The following is a 26,999-nucleotide window of genomic DNA, read 5'->3' on the forward strand; positions in this document are numbered from 1 at the left end:
TCTATTTATTCACCCACTTCTCTTCTGCTGCTTTTACCGCTTCTTCAAATTTCGTTAATATTTCATCCGTTTGTTGTTTCGTTAAAATTAATGGAGGAAGCAAACGAATAACAGCACCATGCCTTCCACCGACTTCTAAAATGACGCCTCTGTTAAAACATTCTTTTTGAATCAGCTTAGCTAACTCACCGTTTGCAGGATGACTGCCGATTTTATTAGCCGGCTTTGTCGCGTCGATGATTTCAACACCCAGCATCAAACCTCTTCCACGTACATCTCCAATCGACAATACTTGCTTTTGAATATGTCTTAGCTGGCTTTGAATGTAGGCTCCCAACTCGTGAGCATGCGCAGGTAAGTTTTCTTGTTTTATAAATTGCAGAGTAGCCCGTCCTGTAGCCATTGCAAGCTGATTTCCTCTAAAGGTGCCGATATGTGCACCTGCTTCCCATTGATCAAGCCTTTTATCATACAGAACAACGGATAATGGAAGGCTTCCTCCAATTGCTTTAGACAGTACTAATACATCTGGTTCGATATCAGCGTGCTCAAATGCATACAGTTTTCCTGTTCGTCCAATTCCAGTTTGAACTTCATCCACAATAAGCGGAATATTTCGTTCTTTTGTAATTCGACGAAGCTCTTTTAACCATGGAATCGGTGCTGGAACAGAGCCTCCTTCTCCTTGTACAATTTCTACTACAACACCGGCAGGAGTAACAATTCCGCTCTCAGGATCATCCAGCATATTTTCAATATATGTACTAATATACGTGTGTCCTTCAGCACCTACGCCAAAAGGGCAGCGATATTCATATGGGTAGGGTAAAAAATGTGTATCTGGCACTAGCGCATGAATGTGCTTTTTTGGACTCGTTGTACCGCTGATGCTTAATGTTCCGTGTGTGGAGCCGTGATATCCCCCTTGAAAAGATAAAAGCGTTCGGTTGCCTGTTGCTGTTTTCACAAGTTTCAAAGCCGCTTCAATTGCGTCTCCTCCAGTGGGACCGCAAAACTGAATTTTCGCTTTGTTTGCGAAATTTTCCGGCAAACTAGCGAACACTTCATCGATAAAAGCTTCTTTTACAGGCGTTGTTAAATCTAATGTATGTAAAGGAATAGATTTTGCTAAAACGTCTTGAATTGCTTCATGAACTACGTGATGGTTATGACCAAGAGCAAGTGTGCCGGCTCCTGCTAAACAATCAATATACTCTTTTCCATCCATATCCGTGATCACGGCGCCTTTTGCCTGCTTAATCGCAATAGGAAGGCGTCTAGGATAAGATCTTGCATTGGATTCTCGTTCATTTTGCATAGCAAGCAGCATTTCGTTTGATGTAAGTTGTTTCGTTGACGTTGACATATCATATCCTCCTGTTTGTTCAATTGATAATGATTTTCATTAACAATTACAACAATAAATGATAATGATTATCACTGTCAATAATTATTCTGAAAATATGAAATTATTCCTATTTCACTCTACAGTCGTAAAAACTCAGTATTTCTCTTGTGTATCAAGGGTTAAAAGAGTTTTATGTTGTTTTCCAATTAGGGAAAACTATGTAATAAGTCCCTTTCTATTTCCAAATAAAAAAGTGCTACAATTTCTTGTAGCACTTCTGTTACTTTTGCTTATTCATCGTTTCTTTTGCAGCTTTTACACTCCTTGGGTCAAGCGGTTTCGTATATTGACAATTTACTCGAACCCCTGAACCAATACGAATTTCTTTCACGGGAGTAACGGATAAGAACGCTTGAAGATTTTCAGGCTTCAGCCCTTTTGTCCCGATTAAAATAATATCTTTATCTTTCATTCTTCTTAACAGCTTTTTAATATGAGGAATACCGTTTAGCGCACTTTTATCCGCTCCTGAAGTCATGACACGCTGAATTTGCTTATAGCTTAAAAGCGTTTCAAGCGCCTTTTCTTGATCACTGATTTCATCAAATGCTAAGTGGAACGTTACGTTCATTTCTCCTGCCGCATCCAGCAGTCGCTTTAAAGCTTGCTCATCGATAATTTTGTCTTCTGTTAAACAGCCAATTTCAATTCCATCAATGCCAATTTCTCTTGCATAGTGAATATCTTCAATCATTGTTTGCAAATCATCTTCATCATATTGAAAAGATTGATTATGTGGACGAATCATCACAAATATTGGGATATGTATCGTTTCTTTCACTTTTTTCATCAAACCGTAGCTTGGGGTTAAGCCGCCTTCACCGATTCCAGTTACAAGACTTATACGATCGGCACCATGTTCCTGGGCAACTTTAGCATCATGCAAGGTTGCAGCTGTGACTTCTAATATCATTCTAAAAACACCCTTTCCCCTTTAATATAGAGCTTTTGCCTTCTTTTCCCTGTATTTATACTTAAAAAACTCTACCAAACTCTCTTATGTAAGAAAACACCCAAAAGATGTGATTAATATTTTCAAAAAATTGAATGTCATGGAAAAAGAGTAAGAACTATTCTTTTTCTCATGACGTTTCAATTAATAAAATTCTATATTTATACTAAAGATCCAAAAATACATCCCTTTTATCTAGGGTAAAGGGTTTATTAAAAAGAGCGTGGATTTGTTTGTTGCATGAACATCCACTCATTTAAAGAATGAGGCTGCTGATGACCAACGGGTGCTGAGACATCGCGGCATCCGCAATCATGCATCGGCATTTGACCCATCCCTCCGTGCATTGGCGGCATTCCACCTTGCATCGGCATTTGACCCATTCCTCCGTGCATTGGCGGCATTCCTCCATGCATCGGCATTTGACCCATTCCTCCGTACATTGGCGGCATTCCACCTTGCATTGGCATTTGACCCATTCCTCCGTGCATTGGCGGCATTCCTCCATGCATCGGCATTTGACCCATTCCTCCGTGCATTGGCGGCATTCCACCTTGCATCGGCATTTGGCACATTCCTTCGTGCATTGGCGGCATTCCACCTTGCATCGGCATTTGACCCATCCCTCCGTGCATTGGCGGCATTCCACCTTGCATCGGCATTTGACCCATTCCTCCGTGCATTGGCGGCATTCCTCCATGCATTGGCATTTGACCCATCCCTCCATGCATTGGCGCCATTCCGTCTTTCATGGGCATTTGATCCATCCCTCCATGCATTGGCGGTAGTTCTCCGTACATTGGCATTTGATTCATGTCTTTTTGCATAGTTGGCATTTGACTCATTCCGCCATGCATCGACGGCATTCCGTCTTTCATCGGCGGCATTTCTCCGTGCATCGGCATTTGCTTTGTGCCTTCTTGTATCGGCATTGCCTGCATTTCCTTTGCAGAAGGCATCGGCGGCATTTTAGCAGGCTTAGGTGCTGCTTGCATATATGGATTGGATATCGGTTGTCCGGTTTGTTTCATTCCATACGAATTTCTCATTTTTAAGGGCTCCTTCCCATTCTCTTACTCTGTTTACGTTATTCTTTTTACCATCAATCTGAAATTCGTCCATAAGAAAATAGGCCTTCTACACATTCAAAATTGTAGAACGTATGAGAAAAAAGCTATAATCGAGGCGAATTGCAGATAGAAAGGTGGCACATGATGAATAAAACCATTATCGTATGGATTCGAAAAGATTTTCGGCTGGTTGATAACCCAGCTCTATTTCACGCAGCTAAAGAAGGAATGGTTGTACCTGTTTATATCCATGACGACCATGAAGAAAACTCAATGGGAAGTGCAAGTAAATGGTGGCTTCACCATGCGCTAAATGACTTTAAAACTTCGATCGAACAAATACAAGGAACGCTAATTGTACAAAAAGGAAACCCTAAAGATGTGTTGCAAAAATTACTCCATGAAACGAATGCGCAAGATATTTATTGGAACAGACGCTATGAACCATATGCGCTAAAAAGAGATAAAGAGCTTCAAGCTTTTTTTTCAGAGCAACAAATAAATATTCGCACATTTGAAGGATTTCTCCTTCATGAACCTTGGAAAATCACAAAAGAAAATGGAGATCCTTATAAAGTATTTACAGCTTACTATAAAGCTTCTCAAAAACATGCCGTATCTTCTGCTGTAAAAAAAGTTACTTCCATACAGGCCTTCTCTAAACCAATTGAATCTCTTTCGGTCTCAGATCTCGATTTACTTCCAAGCATCCCCTGGGACGAAACGATTAAGTCGACGTGGGAAGCTACGGAAAAAGGCGCTGTTAATGCCTTTAAAACGTTTTTAAAGAAGAAGTTGCTTCACTATGAAAAAGGACGAGATTTTCCCGCTGAAGCATTAAATTCATTTCTATCTCCTTATTTTTCTACAGGACAGCTCTCAGCTCGAGTCCTTTATCATTATTTGAGAACTAAAGCAGAAAAAGTAAGCTCTGATGCCTTTGACCATCAAGCTGAAATGTTTATTCGTCAACTTGTATGGAGAGATTTTGCTTATCAGCTGCTTTATCATTTCCCACACACTACAAGTGAACCGCTGAATGAAAAATTCAAGCAATTTCAGTGGGCGGACGGCAATGAAGAGCTTCAAGCTTGGAAAAATGGAAAAACCGGCTATCCCCTTGTCGATGCCGGAATGCGGGAGCTGTGGGAAACAGGTTTTATGCACAATCGAGTTCGAATGGTAGCTGCTTCCTTTTTAGTAAAGCATCTTTTAATTCATTGGAAACACGGAGCCAATTGGTTTTTTGATACCTTAGTAGATGCAGATTTAGCTAACAACACAATGGGCTGGCAGTGGGTTGCAGGCTCGGGAGCAGACGCCGCGCCATATTTTCGTATCTTTAATCCAACTGCTCAATCAGAAAAATTTGATAAAGAAGGAGAATATATTAAAAAGTGGCTTCCAGAGCTTAGAGATCTGCCTTCCTCCTACATTCATAAACCTTGGGAGGCTCCAGCAGACGTATTAGAAAAAGCAAACGTTACGCTTGATAAAACATATCCGACTCCAATTGTTGATCATAAAGCAGCTAGAGAGCGTGCGCTAGAGCATTATCAAGACATCAAATAAGAGGTATTATTCACCTCTTATTTGATGTCTTGATTTTTTAAATGTGTAAAAATTCCCATTTCGCATCTATTCGCAACTAAAAACATGTATTTGAAATCCATTTATAGGGTTTTCAAGCCCAGTTTCCCTCTCTATAGCACATTTGATTTTTCATATTTTTTCCTATAATTTGAATATATAATAATGATTATATGTGCTTGAGAACTCTCTCACTGCATAGATCTGATTGGAGTGATTCGATGCCCGTTTGTCCTTCTTGTAACTATAAGGAAGATTATAATTTTTGCAGAATGTGCGGCACTCAAGTTCGTCACACCTTCACCAACCAAGAAGATCAGCTTTTTTATCCATTAAAAGATCGAATCATTGCCGATGACAATGAACCAAAGCATCAAGCTATTTTATCTCATACCCATGATTTAGTATGTGCTATTACTGAAGATGGCATTTATGAATACGCTTCTCCTTCTTACGCTAAAACATTAGGGGTTTATCCTGATGAACTTATTGGACAACATGTGCTTATCAATGCGTTTCCTGAAGACAAGCACCTAATCTCGACTATTTTAGCTAACATGAGCAAAACAAAAGATGCCTTCACATTTGAATACCGGAAGTTTCACGTGAATGGCACCATCGTTTTATTAGAATGTAAAGGCGCTCCAATTATCACAGCTACTGGAGAAATCGAAGGGTTTGTATTTATCTCACGAGACGTAACAGAGAAAAGACAAGCAGAGAAAAAGATCCAGAATTCAGAAAAACTCTCTGTCATTGGTCACCTTGCTGCAAGTATCGCACACGAGGTTAGAAATCCTTTGACAACCATTAAAGGGTTTATACAACTGTTCAGTGAGACACAGCAGCCGAAAGAAACAATGGTTTATCGAGATCTCATTCAGCACGAACTCTCACAAATTGAACATATTATCGCAGAATTTATGAGCTTAGCTAAACGAGAGTACGCATATACAGAAAGCCTTATTATGACAGACTTGCTAGATGAGGTATTAAAGCAATTTGAACCAGTTACCGAAGTCAAAAACATCCACATCATTCGCCATTATCCAAAAGAATATCCCCTGCTCATTAGTGGGCAAAAAACACAGCTAACCCAAGTATTTATTCATATTATACAAAATGCCATTGATTCTATGGAAAGCGGCGGCAAGCTGGCTGTATCGATTGAAAAATCAGCTAGAGAAACGCTATGCATTGTGATAAAAGATAGCGGATGTGGAATTGACTCAAAGCGTATCCCTCATATAGGAGAGCCTTTTTATACAACAAAAGAACGAGGAATAGGCCTGGGACTAACCATTTGCAACAAAATTATTAACGAGCATAATGGTTTTTTCCACGTATCAAGTGAAGAAAATGACGGCACAAGCATTACCATTACCCTGCCTATGAAAACGCCTGAACTTTATGTGGTAGAAGTGTAAAAGAAGCCATCTAATTTACTCAGATGGCTTCTTTCTTTAAAACAGCTGGGTGTACAGCTGATACTTATAAAGCATATAGAAACTTCCTATCACTGCCAGGTAAAAGATGAGAGTCTCTGCTCCACCACCTGTTTCATATGTTAAAGGAGGCTTAAACTTCTTCTTGCTAAGAGGAGAGAAAAAAGGTACCCCTCGTTTAGAAAAGAAATCTCCAAGAATATGAAAAGCGTATCCATAGGCTATCCCTAATGTAAAATCGTTGTTATACATCGTATGTAAATAAAAAATAAGTCCACTTGCAAGAATAGAATGCGTGATACCTCGGTGTCCAAAAATAGATTTAATGACTTTTGCGAGACCAAGAGATCTTCTACCAATATATGAATTTGGTTCATCTATATCAGGAAGCAGCGCTCCAATCGCAATGCCTACAACATAAGGAAATGTAAACGAAGCGTCTCCTGTTATAGCCACACCGGCACCGGCAGCAATCGATGTTGCAATATGTGTGTGATATCTCAAATATGCCACCTTCTTTCTTTTTCAACTTAAGGCAAGCACCGTAACCAAAATCATACATATGTTCGCCCAACGTTAACTATAAGTGAAGGTGGTAAAAATGTCAAAATAATCTATAGTTATGTAAACTGCATACCGACTAACCCGATAAGCATCACAAGAAAACTAATAAGAGTACCCTTTCCATTTTTCTTTGCTCTTCCATCTTTTTTGACAATGGAATAAATCCACGTACTCGAATACACAGCGAATCCAAGAAAACCAAATAACGTAATATATGTAAACATGCCGAAACTCCTTTGCTTGTCATTACTATTAACTATACGAGATTTTTTCAAAAAAACAAAGTAGTATGACGGCTTGTTTAATATCTCTTTCTTTTTCTTATACTAAGAAGAGGAGGGATGGCTATGCACCAAAAGCAGTTGGAAGATATATTTGACTTTTATGGACTGAGCGAGGTTTATCGAGGCAAATTTGAAGATGTTGAACACCACTGGTTATTTAAAGACGCCGAACCAACTATACTAGAAGATTTTTTTAATTCTCACGATTGCGAAGACCTTGCATGCTGTACTCTTGAGGAGTTTTGTTTTTCATTCATGAATTTTCAATCAATCCATGCACAAATTCCCCACGTGTACTATTACTAAAAAAGTGATTTCGCAGGAAAGCGAAATCACTTTTTATTAAAAGCCTAAAGAAATATATTTTACTTCTAAATATTCTTCAATTCCGTAATGTCCGCCTTCACGTCCAAGTCCACTTTCTTTAAAGCCGCCAAATGGCGCTTGTGGTGTAGAAGGTAGTCCATCATTTAGTCCTACAATACCATATTCTAAAGCTTCAGCAATACGAATAGCTTCTGAAATATTTTCAGTGAACACATAAGCTGCTAATCCGTAAGGCGAGTTATTTGCACGGCGAATAACTTCTTCTTCTGTTTGATACGTCGCAATTGGAGCAATCGGTCCGAATGTTTCTTCGTACATACAAAGCATATCATCCGTTGCACCATCTACAACCGTAGGCTCAACAAAAAGTCCGCTTCCCTCTTCGCGTACAGCCCCTCCAGTTAAGACGTTTCCACCCTTTGCTACAACATCATCTAAGTGGCGCTTTACTTTTTCTAACGCTTTTTCATCGATTAAAGGTCCGATATCCGTACCTTCTTCTAAGCCGTTTCCGACTTTCAGCTGACTAACGGCTGCTGCAAACTGCTCTGCGAACGGTTTAGCAATAGACTCGTGCACGTAGATGCGGTTTGTACATACGCATGTTTGACCAGCGTTACGGAATTTAGAAGCAATTGCATTTGTTACTGCTTTATCTAAATCAGCATTTGCTGTTACGATAAACGGAGCGTGTCCTCCTAATTCTAAAGACACTTTTTTAACCGTATCAGCTGCTCCGCGCATTAACAGTTTACCTACTTCTGTAGAGCCCGTAAACGATAGTTTGCGTACGCGTCCATCTTGAAGCCACGCTTCTCCAATCGCTTTTGCATCTCCTGTAACTACATTCATTACGCCTTTTGGAATACCTGCTTCCTGCGCCAACTCTGCTAGACGAAGAGCCGTTAGTGGCGTTTGTTCTGCCGGTTTAATAACCGCTGTACATCCAGCTGCTAGAGCTGGGGCTACTTTACGCGTAATCATAGCTGCCGGGAAGTTCCAAGGTGTAATAGCTGCCATAACTCCCACAGGCTGCTTATGAGCAAATAATCGTTTATTAGGAGAAGAAGCTGGAATTGTTTCTCCGTAAATGCGTTTTCCTTCTTCTGCGTACCATGAAACGAATCCGTTGGCATAGCCAATTTCACCTTTTGCTTCTTTAAGAGGCTTACCTTGCTCGACTGTCATGATTTCAGCCAGTTCATCCGTGTGTTCTTCGATCAGCTGATGCCATTTAAATAATAATTTGCCGCGCTCTTCTGCTGTTTTTTTAGACCATGTTTGAAACGCTTCATAAGCAGCATCTGCTGCTAGCTTTGCTTCTTTTTCTCCGCCTTTTGCAACGGTAGCTACTACTTCATTTGTTGCTGGATTTACCACTTCGTATGTATCATTTGCCGAAACAAATTCTCCGTTAATATATAAGTTTGCTTGCTTCATATTTCTTCACTCCCTGCTTAAATTTATCTACTCACTGTTCGGTACTGTCCGACACATATTTTCTAATTTTACGGCTCGCTTGTGATTGACTAATACCAAGCTGTTCGGCTACTTTGTAAGATGACCTATGCTGTTCAAACGCCTTGATGACCATTTCTTTTTCCACATGTTCAATCATTTCAGGAAGCGTATGCACAGGTGGATCGATAGCAAACTCTTTTGCAAATGGCAAGTCTTTAAGCGTAATCATTTCTTCTCCTGTAACAACCAGACGCTCAATGATATTTTCCACTTCGCGAACGTTTCCTTTCCATTCCTGCCCTAAAAATGCATCTAATGCCTTTGGTGATAAGCGTACATTACGTTCGTATACCGTATTAAAATGATGAAGAAACTGATAGACAAGAGGCAGAATATCTTCTTTTCGCTCTCGTAAAGGTGGGATCGTAATTGGCACCACGTTAAGTCGATAGTACAAATCACGTCTAAACTTTCCTTCTTCGACCATTTGCTCCAGGTTTTGATTCGTAGCAGCAATAATTCGTACGTCTATTGATACTGCTCTTGTTGAGCCCACGGGACGAATTGTACGGTCTTGCAGTACATGGAGCAACTTACTTTGTGCTGAAAGAGAAAGTTCACCAATCTCATCTAGAAAAAGCGTGCCTTCGTTCGAAAGCTCAATGATCCCTTTTTTCCCTTCGCGAAATGCTCCAGTGAAAGTACCGCCTTCATAGCCAAATAGCTCTGACTCAATAAGCTGTTCAGGAAGCGCTGCACAATTAAGCTCATGATACGGCTGCTGTTTTCTTGTACTAAGCTGATGAAGCAGTTTTGCTACTCTGCTTTTTCCTACCCCTGTTTCTCCAAGTAAGAGAACGGTTGTATTTACAGAAGCAACTCGTTGAATGGTTGAAAAAACTTTTTTCATCGCTTCGCTTTTTGTTACGATTCCTTCTAAATCTACGGATTCGTTTAACTCTTTTTTATAGTTTTCAAGCTGTTCTTCCATCTCTTCTACTTTTCGTTTTAATTCCATTAAGTCTGTGAGATCTCGAGAATAGCTAATAACACTTTTCAATTGCCCGTCATTAGTAAATACTGGCCTGGTCCGCACATGAAGATATCGGCCTGAGTTTGTTTTTTGAACCAATTCAATTGCTTGATTAGATTCAATCACCTTTAACGTGGCCGAAGGATAAAAGATGCCCATTTCCTGAAGTTCTTTTACGTGCTTTCCAATAAAATCTTCCACTTTCAAAGCATAATTTTTTTCACACTCTGAATTTACAACTAATACATACCCATTTGCATCAGTTACAAAGATTTCATCAAATGATGACTCAAATATATCGTAAAGTTCGTCGTTAATTTGCTGAATCTGCTTTTTATGAATGGTCATTTGAATCACCTTTTCGTCAAAAAATAATTATTATTTTATTTTATCAGAAAATGAAAAATCTATAAATAGAGTGTCCAAACATATCCATTCTTTGTGATTTATGAAGAATGAGTGAAGAGTTCTCTCTTCACTCATGCCTCAATTTCTCTTATACTTCAACCGTTTGCTGCACGCTTGCTTCTAGTGCTGCTTCAAAAATAGCTAAGCCTTCTTCTAGCTGCTCATCTGTAATAACAATCGGCATTAAGATACGAAGAACGTTTCCGAATACTCCCGCGCTAAGCAGTAATAATCCACGTTTGTTTGCTTCTTTTACGATGCGCTGTGTAAGCTCTTTATCCGCTTCTTTTGTTTCGCGGTCTTTCACAAGCTCGATAGCAGACATAGCTCCTAATCCGCGGATATCACCGATACAGTCATATTTTTCTGCTAATTTTTCAAATCGTGATGTTACCACTTTTCCAAGGTACTCACCGCGTTCATTTAGCTTTTCTTCTTCAATGATATCAAGTACAGCTAAAGCCGCTTCACATCCAAGAGGGCTTCCGCAGTACGTTCCGCCAAGCTCACCAGGATTAGATTCATCCATGATTTCAGCGCGGCCGATGACACCACTAATCGGTACACCAGCTCCTAGTGATTTAGATACTGTAATTAAATCTGGTGCAACGTCAAAGTGTTCAATACCGAAGTAGCGGCCCGTACGTGCAAAACCAGCTTGAATTTCATCTGATACAAATAAAATTCCGTGCTCTTTACATAATTGATACACTTCTTGCACAAAACGTTTACCTGGAACAATGAAACCACCTTCGCCTTGAATTGGCTCCATTACAACAGCTGCAATCGTTTCTGGTGCTACTTCTGTATTTAAGAAGTTTTTGAATTCAGTGATCATAAACTCTTCGTATGCTTCAACTGATAATCCTTGTGGGCGGCGATACTCATAAGGATATGGAGCTTTGTATACTTCAGGAGCAAACGGTCCAAATTCATATTTATATGGCTTTACTTTACTTGTCATTGTCATTGTCATTAATGTACGGCCGTGGAAACCGCGGTTAAATGAAATAATTCCTTGACGCTTTGTATATTTACGAGCAATTTTCACTGCATTTTCTACAGCTTCTGCTCCGCTATTTAAAAGTAATACTTTCTTGTCAAATTCACCAGGTGCAATTGCTGCTAATCTTTCTGCAAGCTCTACATATGACTCATACATCATGACATTAAATCCTGTGTGAATAAAACGGTCTACTTGCTTGTGAAGCGCTTCTTTTACTTTTGGATGACTATGTCCTACATTGATTGTGCCAATTGCCCCTACGAAATCAATAAACGTATTGCCATCGACATCTTTAACGATCGCCCCTTCAGCCGTATCAGCAAATGTCGGAATGCCATAACTTACACCTTTCGGAATGGCACGGTGTCTTCTATCTAATAATTGCTTTGCATTTTCTCCCGGTAAATTTGTTGCTACTTTGCTAAAAGTTTGACTCATTTTTTATCTTCCTCTCATATTAAATAATTCTTCAATTAGTTTATATGCAAAAAACGTGCCAACTTTTAAAAGGCTGAAAAATAAGCATTTTTAGATAATTCTAACGATAATTCACTCATTAATGAGTCAATATAAACTTATCAGTAAGTCAAAAATGACTCTCTTTTCACATAAAGTGCAGGAATTTTATATTGCCATAAAAGGAACAAGGCTTTTATAATAAATGTATAAATATAGTAATGTTATGATTAATCTCTTTATAAAGGAGTGAAAAATATGCTAGAGGGCTGGTTTTTATGGGTTATTTTATTTTGGGTTGTCTTTTTAATGAGCATGTTTGCTATCGGCGGATTTTTTATGTTCAGAAAATTTTTAAAGCGCTTACCAAAAGAAGACGGCATGTCTGAACTTGATTGGCAAGATCACTATCTTTCCAAAACCATTCACCTTTGGTCAGCGGATCAAAAGCAGCTATTAAACGTTCTTGTTGAACCAGTACCTGAACTATTTCGCGATGTGGCCAAACAAAAAATTGCAGGGAAAATTGGGGAACTCGCACTTGAGGAACAAGCCGCCTCTATAACAGAAGACTTAATCGTACGTGGATACATCTTAGCTACGCCTAAACGTGATCATAAATTTTTATTAAAAACATTAAAAAAGCAAAAAATAGATGCCGTCCCTTATCAGCATTTATTTTAAATCAAAAAAGGTGGCTGCGTAGCCACCTTTTTTAATTTAATATCGTTGTATTTCCAAGACGATCATTGTGCAGCTTTCGTTCGAGCTTTTTGTACGATGTGTACATCGCAATGCGCCAAGGTACAATCATACCAAATGCTAAAATCCAGAACATACCGCCAAGCTGGCCAACATCAATTGAAGAACTTAAATATATTTTCATTGCAATTCGAATAATAAGCAAACCAATAATAATGAATGCAAAAGCTTTTGAACGCTTCAAGTAAATATGATCGTCACGAATTTCAAATTTAGACGTTTTAATTAACAGGATTGAGAAGATCATGCCTGCTATTAACGCCTCAAGCAGTTCTGCACCCGTTACTCGAAACATTGGAAAGATAAACATTAACGCTCCCGTACTCATAAAAAAAGGCGGAAGTATAATTTTTTTTGCATTCGTTGGTTTATCAGCAGCTTTCATTCGAACAACTAATATGAAAGAAGCCATAAAAATTGCGACAAGTGTTGAAGCAATAACCAATGAAATCCTTCCTTTACTATAGTTTAGTGTGTACTTATATTATAATCCAAAAAACATCAGAAGTAAAAGTGCAACAAAAAAACAGAAGAGGATCTCTTCTGTTTTTATTTAGTAGAGGTAATATCTGCTTTTGCTTTTTGCTTTTGTTTTTGCTTTTTCATTGCTTTTAGTAAGAACCCGCCTTTAAATTTACGCGGCTCGTATGAAATAATGAAAGCACGAGGCTCATATTCTTCAATGAATGCTAATAGCTCTTCTTCTCTACTTCTTTTTGTTAAAATGTCTAATCTATAGCGTGCACTGTCTCTTCCTTCACCTTGGTACACAGTAACACCAAAACCTTCCTGTCGAAGGCGGTTAATTAACTCTTCATTTTTGGTCATAAGGTTAACTAAGAATGTTGTATATCCGATAGCAAGCCTAGATTCGATATAACTTCCAAGTATAATTCCCACTCCAAATCCAACTGCGTATACAACCATAGCAAGCGTGCTTTGATCTCCTGAAAATACTAGGGATAAGCCAAATACATAAATTAACGCTTCAACAAATCCAAAAACCGAGGCATACATACTCATACCTTTGACTAAAAAAATTGTGCGCAGCGTCAAGATCGGTACATAGATCAGTTGTAAAAGCAAGATTAACAAAATATCTTTCAATTTATACACCTCTTTTTAACAATTAAAAATATGACGATTTCATTGTATCACTCCGTATTTATAGAAGATATAGTAAAAATAAATTTTTTCTATATATTTTTTCGAGTCATATTCTTGCTTCTTTCCTAAGAGCTAAAATGAACGTTTGGTCTTTAAAAAACAAAAAAGAACCTGCCAACTTCCAGATTCTTTTTTGTATCATTTTCCCTTTTTAAAAGCCCGTAAACCCTCCAAATACGCTCGTTGTATAAATAATAATTTTTGTCATCCAGTCAAAATATAAAATAAACCCCATGCCAATCATTGCGTATCCGCCAACTTTCATCATGGAATTCATATGTTTTTTTAACCAGTTCATTTTTCCAATAAAGAATGTCATGATAAAGAACGGAATAGAAAACCCAAGTGAATACGTTATCATGTACAAAAGACCGGAGCCTGGGTTTGTCGCTGCAAGCGCCATAACCGATACTAAAATAGGTCCCGTGCAAGGAGTCCAGCCGGCAGCAAAAGCCATACCAATAAAAGAAGAACCTAAGAGTCCAGCCGGCTTATTGGCGAATTGAACTTTATGTTCCTGCATAAGAATTCGAGGCTTAAAAATCCCTAGTACAACTAGACCAAAGAAAATAATAAGAATAGCGCCAATCTGCCGAATTAAATCCTTATAGTTAAAAAACCACTGACCAATAAAGGATGTCGCAAAACCAATCATAATAAAGATAACAGAAAATCCCAGCAGGAAAAAAGCTGTGTGAATAAAAGCTTTGCGCTGATGTGACTTAGCGCCTTCCTTTAGCTCGCTGACTGATACTCCCGTTATGTACGATAAAAAAGCTGGATACAAAGGCAAACAGCAGGGTGAAATAAACGATAAAAAGCCTGCGCCAAATGCCAAAAATAAATTTAAATCTCCCACATTTCCCACTTCCCTTTTTTGTTCTTTTTGTTCTTTTTCGTTACCATTTTGTAACCAAATTGTCTTATCTCACTTCTTTCAAATAGTACCATTATCTTGTATAATTAGGTAAACGACTTGTTAGAAGGGATACATAGCATTGGCCAAAAAAGATATTCTATTAGCGATTGAAAAGAAACGAGAAGAACTCATCCGCATAGTCCGAGTAAGTGGATTAAACTCTCCACCTGCTATTAAACATAGTCAAGAATTAGATCATTTATTAAACGTTTACAATGAATTCCCTGCTCAAACAACAGAAACAACCTCTTCATGAAGGTTGTTTCTTTTTTTCACCTTCACTCTATCAATTCTTTATAAATCTCTTTTACTCCTGTTTCTTTATTGAAATTTTCCTCTTTTTCACTGTGCTGAAGCTGATACATATTATAGTACAAACCGCCTTTATCTAGCAGTTCAGCATGCGTTCCTTTTTCGACGATTTTCCCTTTATGCAATACTAAAATACAATCGGCGTGTTGAATAGTTGATAAACGATGGGCAATCGCAATCGTTGTGCGGCCTTTTCCCATATCTCTTAACACTTCTTGAATCGCTTCTTCCGTTTCTGTATCGATATGGGCTGTTGCTTCATCAAGAATAAGGATTTTAGGGTTTCGAATCACCGTTCTTGCAAATGCTAAGAGCTGACGCTGACCGCTTGATAAAGTTGAACCTCTTTCCACTAGCACTTCATTATACTTATTAGGAAGAGCTTCGATAAATGCGTGAGCTTGCACAAATTTCGCCGCTGCTTTTACTTGCTCATCAGAAAAATGGTCTTCATGCAGCGTAATATTTCGCTTTACGGTATCGGCAAATAAAAAGGCATCTTGCAGCACCAGCCCTACCTGATCTCGAAGCTGTTTATTTGAAAAGGACGACAGTGGTTTATTATCGATCAAAATGTCTCCTTTTTGCTGCTCATAAAAACGCATTAATAAATTAATGATGGAGCTTTTCCCGCTTCCAGTATGGCCTACTAAAGCCACTGTTTCTCCTTCGTTTACCGTAAATGATATATCAGAAAGCACATCTCGAACACCGTCATAGGAAAACGTGACGTTTTTGAATTCTACCGTTCCTTTTTGTACCCCCTGCTTTTGTTCTCCTCTCATCACTGGATTTTTTTCTCCCTCATCCATCAAATCAAATACCCGGGAGGCTGATACCATCGCTTGCTGATACATAGAAAGACGCTGCATCATTTCATTAACGGGCTCAAAAAAACGATCCAAATAGTTGATAAACGCGTAAAGAACACCAATTTTAACAGGACTGTCAGCTACGGAAATGCCAAAATAACTGAGCACAAGAATAACCGCTAAAATATAAAGAATTTCGACAGCAGGCCTCAGTAGCAAACCATCTAACTTAATATTGCGCATGCCCGCTTTGTAGTGCTCATCATTAATTTCTTCAAATTCCGAGCGAAGCCGCTTTTCTTGACGAAATAATTGAATAATGGACATGCCTTGCAAAGACTCATGAAGCTTGGCATTTAACTGACTTAGCTTTTCTCGGAGCTGTCCGTAGTAAATAGCGCTGTAATGCTGATAAAGCTTCATAAGTCCCCAAATAAACGGGAGAAGAACTAAACAGTAAAAAGCCAGCTTCACATCTAGCATAAACATCGCTATAAAAATACCAATCAAAAATACCCCATTTTGAATAAAAACCGCGATGACTTCTACAAACATTTCTTTCATAGCTTCCGTGTCATTTGTAATTCGAGAAACAAGGCTTCCCGTTGGCGTGTTGTCAAAAAAGCGAAGCGCCAGACGATGAACATGAGAAAAAACGTCAATTCGAATCTGCTGAATAATTTGAAGCGCAATTTTCTGAAACTGCAGAAGCTGAAAGTATTGAACGACAATTTTTAAAAGCTGTAAAAGCAAATAACTGCTTGCAAGCCACACCAGAGGCTGAAGAGGCAAATACTTAGGAGTTAAATAATCGTCAATGAAAATTTTAATCAAAATGGGCCCTAATAAATCAGCAGCCGTAGCAATTAATAATAGAGTGAACGCTAAAAAAAATGATTTTTTATGCGGAATTGTATAGTGAAACAGACGTTTATGTACCGAAGAATGCTCAATTTTCATTTTTCGTCTCTCCTTCTTCTACCGCACGTTCAAGCTGCTGTCTATCGTACATATCCTGATACCAGCCGCTCACGCTAAGCAGTTTTTCATGATTTCCTCGCTGAATAATTTTCCCTTTATCAAGGACAAGAATCAGGTCTGCATGAGTAACCGAGCTCAGCCGATGCGCTGTAATAATCGTTGTTCGATTTTGACGTTTTTGCCTCAACGCTTGTAAAATACCCGCTTCCGTTTTTCCATCTACCGCTGATAGCGAGTCATCTAAAATTAAAAGCTCAGGATCTAATAGAAGAGCTCTTGCAATCGAGATACGCTGTTTTTGTCCACCAGATAACGAAACGCCTTTTTCACCTACTATTGTTTGATAGCCATCTGTAAAATCGAGGATGTCTTTATGTACATTTGCAACTTTAGCCGCTTCTTGGATTTCTTGATTGCTTGCGTCTTCTTTTCCGAACGCGATATTAGCAGCGACTGTTGTTGAAAACAAAAAGTGATCTTGAGGAACATATCCAATGCTTTTGTACAGTGAATCAAAAGCATAATCTTTAATGTCTTTTCCTCCCCATAAAACAGCTCCGTCGCTTACATCAAATTCACGAAGCAACAGCTTTAAAAGCGTGGTTTTCCCAGCACCCGTCTTTCCGACAATCCCTAACGTTTGACCGCGAGAAAGTGTAAAGTAAATTTCGTTTAACGTGTATTCGTCTTCTTTACCATACGAAAACCTATGAATAACAGCTTCAATATTTCCTGTTGGCAGTTCAACACTAGGATGCGCTGCTTCTTCAATCGAATTTTCTTCTTTTAATAAAGAAAATACCCTGTCATATGATGCTCTTCCTCGTTCCACAATGTTAAATAGCCAGCCAAACGCGAGCATCGGCCAAATAAGAAGGCCCAAATAAGTTGTAAAGGTAACAAGCTGTCCCAGTGTTAACTCTTCACTAATCACCATCTTGCTGCCAAAAATAAGAGCAAGTAAAAAAGAAAGTGCTACAATAATCGAAATGGTCGGATCAAACAATGCATCTACTCGTGCTACTTTCATGTTCTTTTGAACAACATCTGCAGACTTCATACGAAATTCTTCGATATCAGCTGCTTCTTCCCCAAACGTCTTAATGACTTTAATTCCGCTAATGCTTTCTTGAACCTTATCATTTAAAGTAGAAAATGCTGCTTGTGCGTGATGAAACCGCGCATGAAGCAATGTACCATAGTAACTTGTTAAAACGGCCATAAGCGGCATAGGAATAAGGCAAATAAGCGTTAATTTCCAGCTGATTGTTAGGGCCATTGTGCATAGAACAAGCCCTCCTGTGACAATGGAATCCACGAGCGTCAAAACGCCCGAACCTGCAGTTTGTTGAATAGCTTGAATATCATTCGTTGCATGGGCCATCAAATCCCCAATTCGCCGCCGCTGATAAAAGGCCTGATTCATCCTGGTAAAATGAGTGTAGAGAGTATTTCTCAGCTGCTTGGCTAGTTTAACAGATGAACCAAATATCATAATACGCCATATGTATCTTGTGAAATAGGCCACAACAGCAGCTCCTAGCAAAATGCCAACCATCTGCATTAAGCGCTTTCCATTCAGCGTCCCTTCTTTAATGCCATCTACCGTTAAACCAATAATTTTAGGCGGGAGAAGTTCTAATGCTGCCACAATAATGAGCAGCGCTATCCCCGTTATGTAAGACTTTTTTTCCTGTTTGAAAAACCACCATAACTCTCGAAAAATTTTCATCGTATCCCCCTAGCCCCACAACCATTTTCTTATCTCTATCATAAAACAAAAGACACCCTTCTGAATAGAGAGTGTCTGTCCAATTAACCATTATTTAATTTGGCCGTTCATTGCTTTCATCATTTGGTTAATTTTTTTCTGCGATGGTTTCATGCCCATTTGCATCATCATCATTTTTAACATTTGTTCATTAATTGGTGGATTTTTCTTCAGATAGCTCATCATATACTTACGAGCAATGAAAAATCCTAGCGCTATCCCAACAATTAATGCTAGAACACCAACTAGAATATACATTCCCATGGTATTACTTCCTCCTTCGTGTTGTCTAACTTACAGTGTACTAGACCATACGCTATTATACAATATTTCCGTTCCAATTTCCTTAAATAATTACACAAATTTTCTTGTTTTCACAGGCCTCAGCCAGCCGTATTCATCCGTTCCATAATTCACTGCTAAAAAACAAGGATCTAGCTTGCGTAATACTTCAAAAAAAGCTGTCTCAGCATCAACATTGCCATCTCCTTCAATTGTTATACAGCGATTCGTTAATTTTATAGATGCTCGACTTTTTTTATGAGGATATTCTAGCACAAACGTCTCTTGATGAGTAAAAAAATGAGGATAATGAGAAAACGCCTGAAGTAATTCTCGTTGAATAAATGAATTGGGCAGTTGGCGAGTAATGTAATGAACTTGTTTTTGTAAATGCGTTTCCTGCAAGTGACGTTTCATTTTATATTCAATCAGCAGCTGATAAATGAGCTTTTCTCTTCGAAAATAGGATGATGCAACTTCTTCCTCCATTAAATATACTTCATACGTTCTCACGATTCATCCTCCCTTTCGGCTCGTTCTTTTTTGTACCATTATACCGAATGGTGTACGCAATGCTTGTCTATCGATGAAAAAATTTCTTTGTTTTTTTGTCGAAAAAAAAGAGCAGACCATAGGAGTCTGCTCTTTCTTGTGAAAAAGAATTATGCATTAAGCAAGCTTTTCACTTTTGCTACTACATTTTCAACTGTAAAACCAAATTCTTTCATGATTGTTTCACCAGGAGCAGATGCACCGAAGTGATTAATACCAAGAACTTGTCCCTCGTCTCCAACATAGCGTTCCCAGCCAAGTGTAGAAGCCATTTCAATACCTAAACGTTTTTTCACTGATTTAGGGATAACACTTTCTTTGTACTCAGCAGATTGCTCTTCGAAACGATCCCATGCAGGCATACTTACTACAGATACATCAATGCCTTCTGCAGCTAATGCTTTTTGTGCTTCTACTGCTAGGCTTACTTCAGAGCCTGTTGCAAGTATTAATGCATCCGCTTGGTCTTTACCAGCTTTAGATACAACGTACGCGCCTTTAGACACGCCTTCGTATGCATTTTCTTTTGTACCTTCAAGCGTTGGCAAGTTTTGACGAGTCAATACAAGCGCCGTTGGGCGGTCAGTTGATTCTAATGCTAAGCGCCATGCAGCAGCTGTTTCATTTGCATCTGCAGGACGAACCACTGAAAGACCTGGCATTGCACGAAGTGATGGCAATTGTTCAATTGGCTCATGTGTTGGGCCGTCTTCTCCAACTGCGATACTGTCATGTGTGAATACATATGTTACAGGAAGCTTCATTAAAGCTGCTAAGCGAATTGCTGGGCGAAGATAATCAGAGAATACAAAGAATGTTCCTCCGAATACTTTTACACCGCCGTGTAGAGCCATACCGTTTAATGCAGCTCCCATTGCAAATTCACGTACACCGAACCAAATATTACGTCCGCTGTAATCAGCTGCAGTGAAGTCTTCTGAACCTTTAATCATTGTTTTATTTGACCCAGCTAAGTCAGCTGAACCGCCGAAGAATTGAGGTACAGCTTGTGCTACTGCGTTTAATACTTCTCCAGAAGAAGCACGGCTAGCTAAGCTTGAACCCGTTTCGTATGCTGGAAGCGTTTCTTCCCAGCCTTCCGGTAACTTTCCTTCTACTGCTAGTTCAAATTGACGACCTAGTTCAGGATATTTTTCTTTATACTGTGCAAATACATCGTTCCATTCGTTTTCTTTCTTTTGGCCATCTTCAGCAATTGTAGCTTTGAAGTGAGCATACACTTCTTCTGGCACATAGAAATCTTCTTCAAATGTCCATGCATAAGCTTCTTTTGTTAATTTTGTTTCATCGGAACCTAATGGAGAACCGTGCACGCCAGAAGTACCCGCGTGGTTTGGAGAACCAAATCCGATTGTTGTTTTTACTTCAATTAGCGTTGGGCGTGTTAAATCGCTTTTTGCTTCTTCAATTGCGTTTGCAATCGCTGTCAAGTCATTGCCGTCTTCAACGCGAATTACTTGCCATCCGTAAGCCTTGAAACGATCTTCTACGTTCTCAGAGAACGAGCGATCTAAATCTCCGTCTAAAGAAATATCATTTGAATCGTATAAAACAACTAAGCGTCCTAATTTTAAGTGTGCCGCTAATGAAGCTGCTTCAGCAGATACACCTTCCATTAAGTCTCCGTCACCACAAATACCATACGTAAAGTGGTCTACAATTTCTAAACCTTCTTTGTTGTATGTTTCAGCTAAATGACGTTCTGCCATTGCTTTACCAACAGCCATTGCAATACCTTGTCCTAGTGGACCAGTTGTTGCATCAACACCTGCTGTATGACCGAACTCTGGATGACCTGGTGTTTTGCTTCCCCATTGACGGAAGTTTTTAAGGTCTTCAATTGATAAGTCATATCCAGCTAAATGAAGCAAGCTGTATAATAGTGCTGATCCGTGTCCTGCTGATAATACAAAGCGGTCACGGTTGAACCAGTTTGGATTCTTTGGATTGATGTTCATAAATTTTGTCCACAATGTATATGCCATTGGAGCAGCTCCCATTGGCATACCTGGGTGACCTGAATTTGCTTTCTCAATCGCATCGATTGATAAAGTACGAATTGTTGCAATCGAAAGATCTTCAATACGTTGTGTCATACTCTTCATTCCTTTCAAAACTATGTACATATGTTATCATACTAATGATTTGCTTATTTGTACAATACTTGAACCAAAAAAATTTCCACTTTTACAGTTTTTGTGTGCCTTATTAAAAATATACAAAAAACTAGAGGGAACTCTCCCTCTAGTTTTACTAGAACGTCTTAGTGAAGACGCTTCTTTTTGCTCTCTTTTAACTTCTTAGGCGTAACATCTTTACCTTCCTCGTCCACAACTTTAATCGTATGAAGGTGGTTTGTCATAGATTGTCGGAAAACTTTTAAATATTCCTGACGTAGCTCTTGCTGTTCTTTCGCTTCAGATTCTGTCAGACCTTCAGCCTTTGCCTTTTTTGAAAGAGCATTAATACGAGCAAGTTTATCTTTTGATAGCATATAAAACCTATCTCCTTATAATCAATAATTAAAATTACCGAACCGTTCCGGCAACATGTAGTCATCTTACTAAATCTCTTTCGTTTTATCAAGAGATTGAGCACTCTCTTGATACTCTTGATAGCGACGATGTACCGTTGCTTTTGAAATATTATAACCAAAACCTTTTAGCGTAACTGAAATTTCAGCAAAGGTTAAGCCCTTATGACGAAGGCGGACAATTTCTTCAATCGGCGCTTCTTTTTTTTCTCTTCCTGAGTTAACTCCTTGATTTTTTAAATTTTGCTGCGGACGATAACCGTTTTCTACGGCTCTTTTCATTCCTCTTTTAATTTTAGCATTATGTAATTTCCGCTGATGCTCTTCCACTAAGCTAATAATATCTAACACCATCGAATCAGATTCTGAAAGCTGAAGCTGACCTTGATGACTAATCGTATAAATCGTAGCATTTTCTTTATGAAAAGCATGAAGAAGCGCAATTCGGGCATTTCCTCTGCCTAATCGCGTTTCGTCTTGAATGAGCAGCACAGATATTTTTTCTTCTTTCATTGTATGAAGAACATCCAATATACCCTCTCTGTCTACGTCATATCCGCTTGCTTTTTCCATTACGACTTTTTTTACTTTTAGATGGTGAAGATCAGCAAGCTTTTTTAATTCTTCTTGCTGGCGCTGTAAAGATGTTTCTTGGGTTTTTTTATCCGTACTTACACGGCAATAAATAATGGCGTCCACTTTTATCACGACCTTTTCGGCTTCTAACAATATTCAGGAACGGCCGTTACACACTACTGTTCAATTGCCACTTGATTATGTAACTCTTTTTTTAAAACAGGAATATATAATTTATCTCCAGGAGATAAAGACTGGGCAGTGTCTGAGTTTAGATCATTGACGTCTTCAACCCATTTGACAAATTCATTGGTGGTCAAATGATGGTGATTATGATACTTGTTGGACAAGTCCCAAAGCGTATCTCCTTTTGTAATAGTAACCGTTGAATATTTGTCTAAATCTACTTTATCCGCTCCTAAAACCAGCGTCAATACATATGTAAGTGCAGCGATAACTGCAAAAAAAATAGCGTAATGTTTCATAGAATGTAAGAATTGGTGCATATTATGATCCCCCTATCAGAATATATGTTCTTATTTTATTGAGAACATTTGTTTCTGTCAATGGAATTCTTCGAACTTATGTTTGTATATTGACACATCACGTGGTATAATTCACCTAAAGAATAGCTAAAATCGAGGTGAAAAATATGAAGCTATCAAAACGTCAACAAGACATACTAGATTTTATTAAGCACGAAGTAAAATTAAAAGGTTATCCGCCTTCTGTTCGTGAGATTGGGGAAGCGGTTGGATTAGCCTCTAGTTCCACTGTACACGGGCATTTAGCTCGTTTAGAAAGCAAAGGGTTAATTCGCAGAGATCCAACAAAACCAAGAGCAATCGAAGTTCTTCAACTAGACGAAGTAAACATCCCTAAAAGCAATGTCATTAATGTTCCTGTTATCGGTAAAGTAACAGCGGGTCTTCCTATAACAGCCGTTGAAAATGTGGAAGAATATTTCCCTCTTCCAGATAAATTCGTTTCTCCAGATGATCATGTATTTATGCTTGAAATTATGGGAGAAAGTATGATTGAAGCAGGTATTCTAGATGGCGATATGGTAATCGTACGTCAGCAGCAAACTGCTAATAACGGAGATATTGTGGTCGCTATGACCGAGGACAACGAAGCAACGGTAAAACGTTTCTTTAAAGAAGAAAATTTCGTTCGTTTACAGCCTGAAAATTCAACGATGGCGCCTATTATTCTTCGCCACGTAACGATTTTAGGAAAAGTCACTGGTGTATATCGCACGATTCACTAATCACACTGTATGTAAAACCAACTAATCATGATGTTAGTTGGTTTTTTTTACGTTTGTTTTCTAAAAAAATTGGCATATTATAAATGATACGTCGAATCATTACAGGCAGGTAGAGCGGTTTTTATAAAGCCTGTTTTACCTTTTACTTTCTGTCTGCATTTTTTCGACTCTCAAAAAAAATACAACCGACTATAAGAAGGATGTAGTTTATGACCAATACACCAAGGAAAACAGAACCATTTCAAACTATTATGCCTACCAAAGCAATGAACATGTTTCTTTTTCCTTTTTCCTTTGATCGAAAAAATAAAGAGCAGCTTGTTCATGCACTAGAAGCAAATATGTTTGAGTTTTTTTCCATTCAAAACAAACATGTAGAAAAAGAATACTACGGAGAACAGTATTACGTATCTCATGATAGCTTGGATCAATATTTTCTTCCTTACATTGAATGTATTCTATTTCCTGATTCGTGCGAAAAAGAAGGCTTGCTTCGATTTTCAAAAAAAATAGACCATACCGTTACGCTACAAACTTCCTCCACCACCGTGTCTAGCAACGTGCTGTCTGTGGATGTTTTTTTATGTCCTTTTGAAATTGGCGTCATGACCATTCGCACTGAGATGAGTCATAATCATTACACCTATGATGACATTTTAGAATTCATGAATCATTTTCGTGTATTAGAACCGAAGCTTGCTGAAGAGCATGGATCCACCATTACCTATGAACATCATCGCTATAGCAAAGTACAGGATTATATTTTTTCACAGCTCGCGCCATTTTTGAACGAACACATCAAAAAAGAAGCGACGCGTGAACAGCACGTCGGGAGTCTTCCTTATTTTATCGATGAACGGATGTTTGTATTAAGTTATGTAACGGTAAATCAAGAGCAAGAGATTAACTCCACAACTTTATTTCGTACTGGGCAGCTAAATAGCTATACGCCTGACGGGAAACCGTTTATCTCTGCACACAACCATGAGTATATTAAAACGTATAATACCAAACACGTGTATTCCAGATGGGCTCCTGAAACCTATTACGTTATAACAGACCATGTGTTTTCGTGTATTTCTAAATCGACAGACTCTAAAACGGATCAGCTTTTGATGAATCATCTATTTGGCCAACATTACTATAATTTATTTTTGCATTTTTTCTATAAAATCGTGTTGCTAAAACTATCCTATGAGTATTCTCAGCTCACGTTTCATAAAAATTCAGAGGGCATCGAGCGACTAATTCGCTCTATTACTGTATTTTCAGGTAAATATTTATTTTTAGAAATTAGCTCTCGCACGGAAGGTCAAGAGTTTTCTGAGCTCTTTAAAAAAATCTTCCACATCAATTCTCTTTATCAAGAAGTCAAAGAAACCCTTGGTACTTTGTATCAAAATCAAGAGAAAATCGCGGCCAAGCGTCACAATTACTTATTATTAATTTTAACGATTTATACCGTTCTTTCCGGTATTTACGGAATGAATTTAGTTATTAGCAAGCTAAAGGGAAACATCAATTGGGATAGTATGAAGCAGTTTTCTATCTTTGAATATATCGCTTTAATAGTAGCTTTATCAGGAATTCTGATCAGCATTAGTCTCGGAGTGAGTTCCCTATGGAATTTATTAAAAGATCGATTTAAAACATAAAAGCTGTTCGCATCAGAAAATACATGATAAAAAAGAAGAGATTGAGACATAACTAAATTAAGCAAGTCTAAAGGGAAACAAATGAAATAAATAAGCTAGCAGGGATTGCTTGTGACACCTCTGTTGATTTCCGTGCAAGACTTCGCTTTCCGCGGGCGACCGGTGAGCCTCCTCGTCGCTTGCGCTCCTGCAGGGTCTCACCCCTTCCGCTTTTCCCGCAGGAGTCTTCGTCTTGCCCTCCAATCAACTGCTAGAAGTAGCTACATACAGAAAACCAACGTTCACCCTAACCATAAAAAAATCCGAACGAGTTTGATTCTCCATCAAGAATCAAACTCGTCCAGATTTCTTTTCAACTAAAATACTTTTGTTTCAGCCTATTGTTTTTATTCTTTTTGAAGCTGTAAATCGCTTGTCACCCAGTCAGGAATTCCATCATCTTCATCAAATTCAATAATGACATCCGTTATTCCTTTTTCCTGTAAAATACGATTTTCGAGACGATCTTTAATATCATCCGCTTCTGCTACTGTTAAAGAAGGATCAATTTCTACTTTTAATTCAACGTGAAGCTCTTCTCCTTCTTTCATCACCATTAACGTTTGAATATCACGCACTTGTACATCTTGCATAACAATGGCGCCAATTTTCATTTCCATTTCTTTATCTGCTTCACCAAGCGCTCCAGCAGCGTTATCTAAAAATACTCGTCCTACTACAAAAAACATCATAAGACCAATTAGCATAGAAGCAATTCCTTCAGCTTGATGAAAAGGCGTAAACCGCGAAATAAAAACGGCAATTAAAGCCAATACGCCTCCTCCAGTGGCTACCAGATCTTCCATAAAAACAAGCTTAGTTGCTGGCTTTGCTTTCTTTAGATGAACAAAGCTTTGCGTAAAAACATTGACCTCTGCAGTATTCATTCCGACATCGTGCAAAATTTCTTTCATTGCCTTAAAGAGGACAAACATCTCAAGTAATACCGAGATGCCAAGTACTGCAATATTTAAAATAAAGCCTGAAGACTTCGTCGGATGAAGAATATGATGATACCCTTCTTTAATCGTTTCAAATGCCATAATTCCTACTACAAGAACCGCCCCTAATAAAACGAGATTAACCAATCGTCCAAATCCGTTTGGAAATCGTTTGGTCGGAGCTTTTTTGCTTAATGCTGAACCTATAAAAACAAAGAACTGATTTGCTGCGTCTCCTAAGCTGTGCATCGTTTCAGCAAACATCGCTACATTTCCCGTTAAAGCAAAAGCAATCCCTTTAATAATGGATATAATGGTATTAACTATAGCGGCCATCATGGCCGATTTATTTCCTTTTCGCAATAACTTAATTAATTCACTCATGCAATCCCTCCGTTTGTG

The 26,999-nt window shown here is 38.5% G+C and carries 28 protein-coding genes; 7 read left to right on the plus strand and 21 right to left on the minus strand.

All coding sequences use genetic code 11. The features are described 5' to 3' along the window. Window position 1 precedes the first annotated feature (1 nt). The 3 genes from MKX72_RS20550 to MKX72_RS20560 all read right to left on the minus strand — a co-directional run bounded on the left by MKX72_RS20550 (window position 2) and on the right by MKX72_RS20560 (window position 3,409). Entirely contained in the window at window positions 2-1,366 is a 1,365-nt protein-coding gene (locus MKX72_RS20550) for an aspartate aminotransferase family protein (RefSeq protein ID WP_155007684.1), read from the minus strand. A 262-nt stretch (window positions 1,367-1,628) separates the two neighbouring features. After that, window positions 1,629-2,321: a copper homeostasis protein CutC gene (locus MKX72_RS20555; protein ID WP_014458532.1), complete on the minus strand. Its 693-nt coding sequence runs from the start codon at window positions 2,319-2,321 to the stop codon at window positions 1,629-1,631. A 251-nt stretch (window positions 2,322-2,572) separates the two neighbouring features. After that, window positions 2,573-3,409: a hypothetical protein gene (locus MKX72_RS20560; protein ID WP_155007683.1), complete on the minus strand. Its 837-nt coding sequence runs from the start codon at window positions 3,407-3,409 to the stop codon at window positions 2,573-2,575. Between the two features lie 165 nt (window positions 3,410-3,574). Between MKX72_RS20560 and MKX72_RS20565 the strand changes: the two genes are divergently transcribed. Then, window positions 3,575-5,002: a cryptochrome/photolyase family protein gene (locus tag MKX72_RS20565; protein ID WP_155007682.1), complete on the plus strand. Its 1,428-nt coding sequence runs from the start codon at window positions 3,575-3,577 to the stop codon at window positions 5,000-5,002. 239 nt (window positions 5,003-5,241) lie between these two features. After that, window positions 5,242-6,447: an ATP-binding protein gene (locus MKX72_RS20570; RefSeq protein ID WP_155007681.1), complete on the plus strand. Its 1,206-nt coding sequence runs from the start codon at window positions 5,242-5,244 to the stop codon at window positions 6,445-6,447. Window positions 6,448-6,483: 36 nt separating this feature from the next. Here MKX72_RS20570 and MKX72_RS20575 read toward each other — a convergent pair whose 3' ends face one another. Then, window positions 6,484-6,969, minus strand: coding sequence for a metal-dependent hydrolase (locus MKX72_RS20575; protein WP_013084711.1), 486 nt, complete (start codon window positions 6,967-6,969; stop codon window positions 6,484-6,486). A 116-nt stretch (window positions 6,970-7,085) separates the two neighbouring features. Continuing rightward, window positions 7,086-7,253, minus strand: a complete 168-nt coding sequence (locus tag MKX72_RS20580) for a hypothetical protein (protein ID WP_165573659.1) — start codon at window positions 7,251-7,253, stop codon at window positions 7,086-7,088. Window positions 7,254-7,376: 123 nt separating this feature from the next. On the opposite strand from MKX72_RS20580, the gene MKX72_RS20585 reads away from it, so the two are divergent. After that, window positions 7,377-7,619, plus strand: coding sequence for a hypothetical protein (locus tag MKX72_RS20585; protein WP_047749929.1), 243 nt, complete (start codon window positions 7,377-7,379; stop codon window positions 7,617-7,619). Between the two features lie 36 nt (window positions 7,620-7,655). Here MKX72_RS20585 and MKX72_RS20590 read toward each other — a convergent pair whose 3' ends face one another. The 3 genes from MKX72_RS20590 to gabT all read right to left on the minus strand — a co-directional run bounded on the left by MKX72_RS20590 (window position 7,656) and on the right by gabT (window position 11,986). Then, window positions 7,656-9,080 carry an NAD-dependent succinate-semialdehyde dehydrogenase gene (locus MKX72_RS20590; RefSeq protein WP_028411357.1) on the minus strand — a complete coding sequence of 475 codons (1,425 nt, stop codon included), beginning with the start codon at window positions 9,078-9,080 and terminating at the stop codon, window positions 7,656-7,658. A gap of 31 nt (window positions 9,081-9,111) precedes the next feature. After that, the gene (locus MKX72_RS20595) at window positions 9,112-10,482 is read right to left on the minus strand and encodes a sigma-54 interaction domain-containing protein (RefSeq protein ID WP_028411358.1); all 1,371 of its coding nucleotides are present in this window, start codon (window positions 10,480-10,482) and stop codon (window positions 9,112-9,114) included. Window positions 10,483-10,630: 148 nt separating this feature from the next. Continuing rightward, window positions 10,631-11,986 carry a 4-aminobutyrate--2-oxoglutarate transaminase gene (gabT, locus tag MKX72_RS20600; protein ID WP_028411359.1) on the minus strand — a complete coding sequence of 452 codons (1,356 nt, stop codon included), beginning with the start codon at window positions 11,984-11,986 and terminating at the stop codon, window positions 10,631-10,633. 276 nt (window positions 11,987-12,262) lie between these two features. Between gabT and MKX72_RS20605 the strand changes: the two genes are divergently transcribed. Then, a complete protein-coding gene (locus tag MKX72_RS20605) occupies window positions 12,263-12,688 on the plus strand; it encodes a DUF2621 domain-containing protein (RefSeq protein WP_028411360.1) in 426 nt (141 codons plus the stop codon). Between the two features lie 31 nt (window positions 12,689-12,719). On the opposite strand, the gene MKX72_RS20610 is transcribed toward MKX72_RS20605, so the two are convergent. The 3 genes from MKX72_RS20610 to MKX72_RS20620 form a co-directional block, all read right to left on the minus strand. Further along, complete coding sequence (locus MKX72_RS20610) at window positions 12,720-13,211, minus strand: CcdC family protein (RefSeq protein WP_013084715.1); 492 nt, start codon at window positions 13,209-13,211, stop codon at window positions 12,720-12,722. Window positions 13,212-13,315: 104 nt separating this feature from the next. After that, window positions 13,316-13,873, minus strand: a complete 558-nt coding sequence (locus MKX72_RS20615) for a DUF2179 domain-containing protein (RefSeq protein ID WP_013058767.1) — start codon at window positions 13,871-13,873, stop codon at window positions 13,316-13,318. A 211-nt stretch (window positions 13,874-14,084) separates the two neighbouring features. Beyond that, window positions 14,085-14,792 (minus strand): cytochrome c biogenesis CcdA family protein, encoded by a 708-nt coding sequence (locus MKX72_RS20620; RefSeq protein ID WP_033579815.1) that lies wholly within the window; start codon window positions 14,790-14,792, stop codon window positions 14,085-14,087. 139 nt (window positions 14,793-14,931) lie between these two features. Between MKX72_RS20620 and MKX72_RS20625 the strand changes: the two genes are divergently transcribed. Further along, window positions 14,932-15,108 carry an aspartyl-phosphate phosphatase Spo0E family protein gene (locus tag MKX72_RS20625; RefSeq protein WP_013084718.1) on the plus strand — a complete coding sequence of 59 codons (177 nt, stop codon included), beginning with the start codon at window positions 14,932-14,934 and terminating at the stop codon, window positions 15,106-15,108. 22 nt (window positions 15,109-15,130) lie between these two features. Here the strand turns inward: MKX72_RS20625 and MKX72_RS20630 are convergent, their stop codons facing one another. The 8 genes from MKX72_RS20630 to yneA form a co-directional block, all read right to left on the minus strand. Further along, window positions 15,131-16,936, minus strand: coding sequence for an ABC transporter ATP-binding protein (locus MKX72_RS20630; RefSeq protein WP_340760883.1), 1,806 nt, complete (start codon window positions 16,934-16,936; stop codon window positions 15,131-15,133). Then, the gene (locus MKX72_RS20635; RefSeq protein WP_155007680.1) at window positions 16,926-18,689 is read right to left on the minus strand and encodes an ABC transporter transmembrane domain-containing protein; all 1,764 of its coding nucleotides are present in this window, start codon (window positions 18,687-18,689) and stop codon (window positions 16,926-16,928) included. Before MKX72_RS20635 ends, MKX72_RS20630 begins: the two co-directional genes overlap by 11 nt. Window positions 18,690-18,779: 90 nt before the next feature. Further along, a complete protein-coding gene (locus MKX72_RS20640) occupies window positions 18,780-18,992 on the minus strand; it encodes a YneF family protein (protein ID WP_013058772.1) in 213 nt (70 codons plus the stop codon). A 90-nt stretch (window positions 18,993-19,082) separates the two neighbouring features. Next, window positions 19,083-19,523: a sporulation inhibitor of replication protein SirA gene (sirA, locus tag MKX72_RS20645; protein WP_028411364.1), complete on the minus strand. Its 441-nt coding sequence runs from the start codon at window positions 19,521-19,523 to the stop codon at window positions 19,083-19,085. A 149-nt stretch (window positions 19,524-19,672) separates the two neighbouring features. Continuing rightward, complete coding sequence (gene tkt / locus MKX72_RS20650) at window positions 19,673-21,679, minus strand: transketolase (protein WP_049166088.1); 2,007 nt, start codon at window positions 21,677-21,679, stop codon at window positions 19,673-19,675. A gap of 167 nt (window positions 21,680-21,846) precedes the next feature. Beyond that, window positions 21,847-22,077, minus strand: coding sequence for a DUF896 domain-containing protein (locus MKX72_RS20655; protein ID WP_013058775.1), 231 nt, complete (start codon window positions 22,075-22,077; stop codon window positions 21,847-21,849). Window positions 22,078-22,146: 69 nt separating this feature from the next. Next, window positions 22,147-22,815 carry a YneB family resolvase-like protein gene (locus MKX72_RS20660; protein ID WP_155008232.1) on the minus strand — a complete coding sequence of 223 codons (669 nt, stop codon included), beginning with the start codon at window positions 22,813-22,815 and terminating at the stop codon, window positions 22,147-22,149. 53 nt (window positions 22,816-22,868) lie between these two features. Beyond that, window positions 22,869-23,198: a cell division suppressor protein YneA gene (gene yneA, locus MKX72_RS20665; RefSeq protein ID WP_028411366.1), complete on the minus strand. Its 330-nt coding sequence runs from the start codon at window positions 23,196-23,198 to the stop codon at window positions 22,869-22,871. A gap of 146 nt (window positions 23,199-23,344) precedes the next feature. On the opposite strand from yneA, the gene lexA reads away from it, so the two are divergent. Together lexA and MKX72_RS20675 are read left to right on the plus strand one after the other, a co-directional pair. Continuing rightward, on the plus strand, window positions 23,345-23,962 hold the full coding sequence (gene lexA / locus MKX72_RS20670; RefSeq protein WP_013058778.1) for a transcriptional repressor LexA: 618 nt from the start codon (window positions 23,345-23,347) through the stop codon (window positions 23,960-23,962). 209 nt (window positions 23,963-24,171) lie between these two features. Continuing rightward, window positions 24,172-25,617 carry a hypothetical protein gene (locus tag MKX72_RS20675; RefSeq protein WP_034270839.1) on the plus strand — a complete coding sequence of 482 codons (1,446 nt, stop codon included), beginning with the start codon at window positions 24,172-24,174 and terminating at the stop codon, window positions 25,615-25,617. 67 nt (window positions 25,618-25,684) lie between these two features. On the opposite strand, the gene MKX72_RS20680 is transcribed toward MKX72_RS20675, so the two are convergent. Beyond that, window positions 25,685-25,864 carry a hypothetical protein gene (locus tag MKX72_RS20680; RefSeq protein WP_080754469.1) on the minus strand — a complete coding sequence of 60 codons (180 nt, stop codon included), beginning with the start codon at window positions 25,862-25,864 and terminating at the stop codon, window positions 25,685-25,687. Between the two features lie 139 nt (window positions 25,865-26,003). After that, window positions 26,004-26,981 carry a cation diffusion facilitator family transporter gene (locus MKX72_RS20685; RefSeq protein WP_028411371.1) on the minus strand — a complete coding sequence of 326 codons (978 nt, stop codon included), beginning with the start codon at window positions 26,979-26,981 and terminating at the stop codon, window positions 26,004-26,006. Window positions 26,982-26,999: the final 18 nt, after the last annotated feature.

This window comes from Priestia sp. FSL R5-0597 (assembly GCF_038006305.1).
In the GTDB taxonomy this organism is placed as follows: Bacteria; Bacillota; Bacilli; order Bacillales; family Bacillaceae_H; genus Priestia; species Priestia zanthoxyli.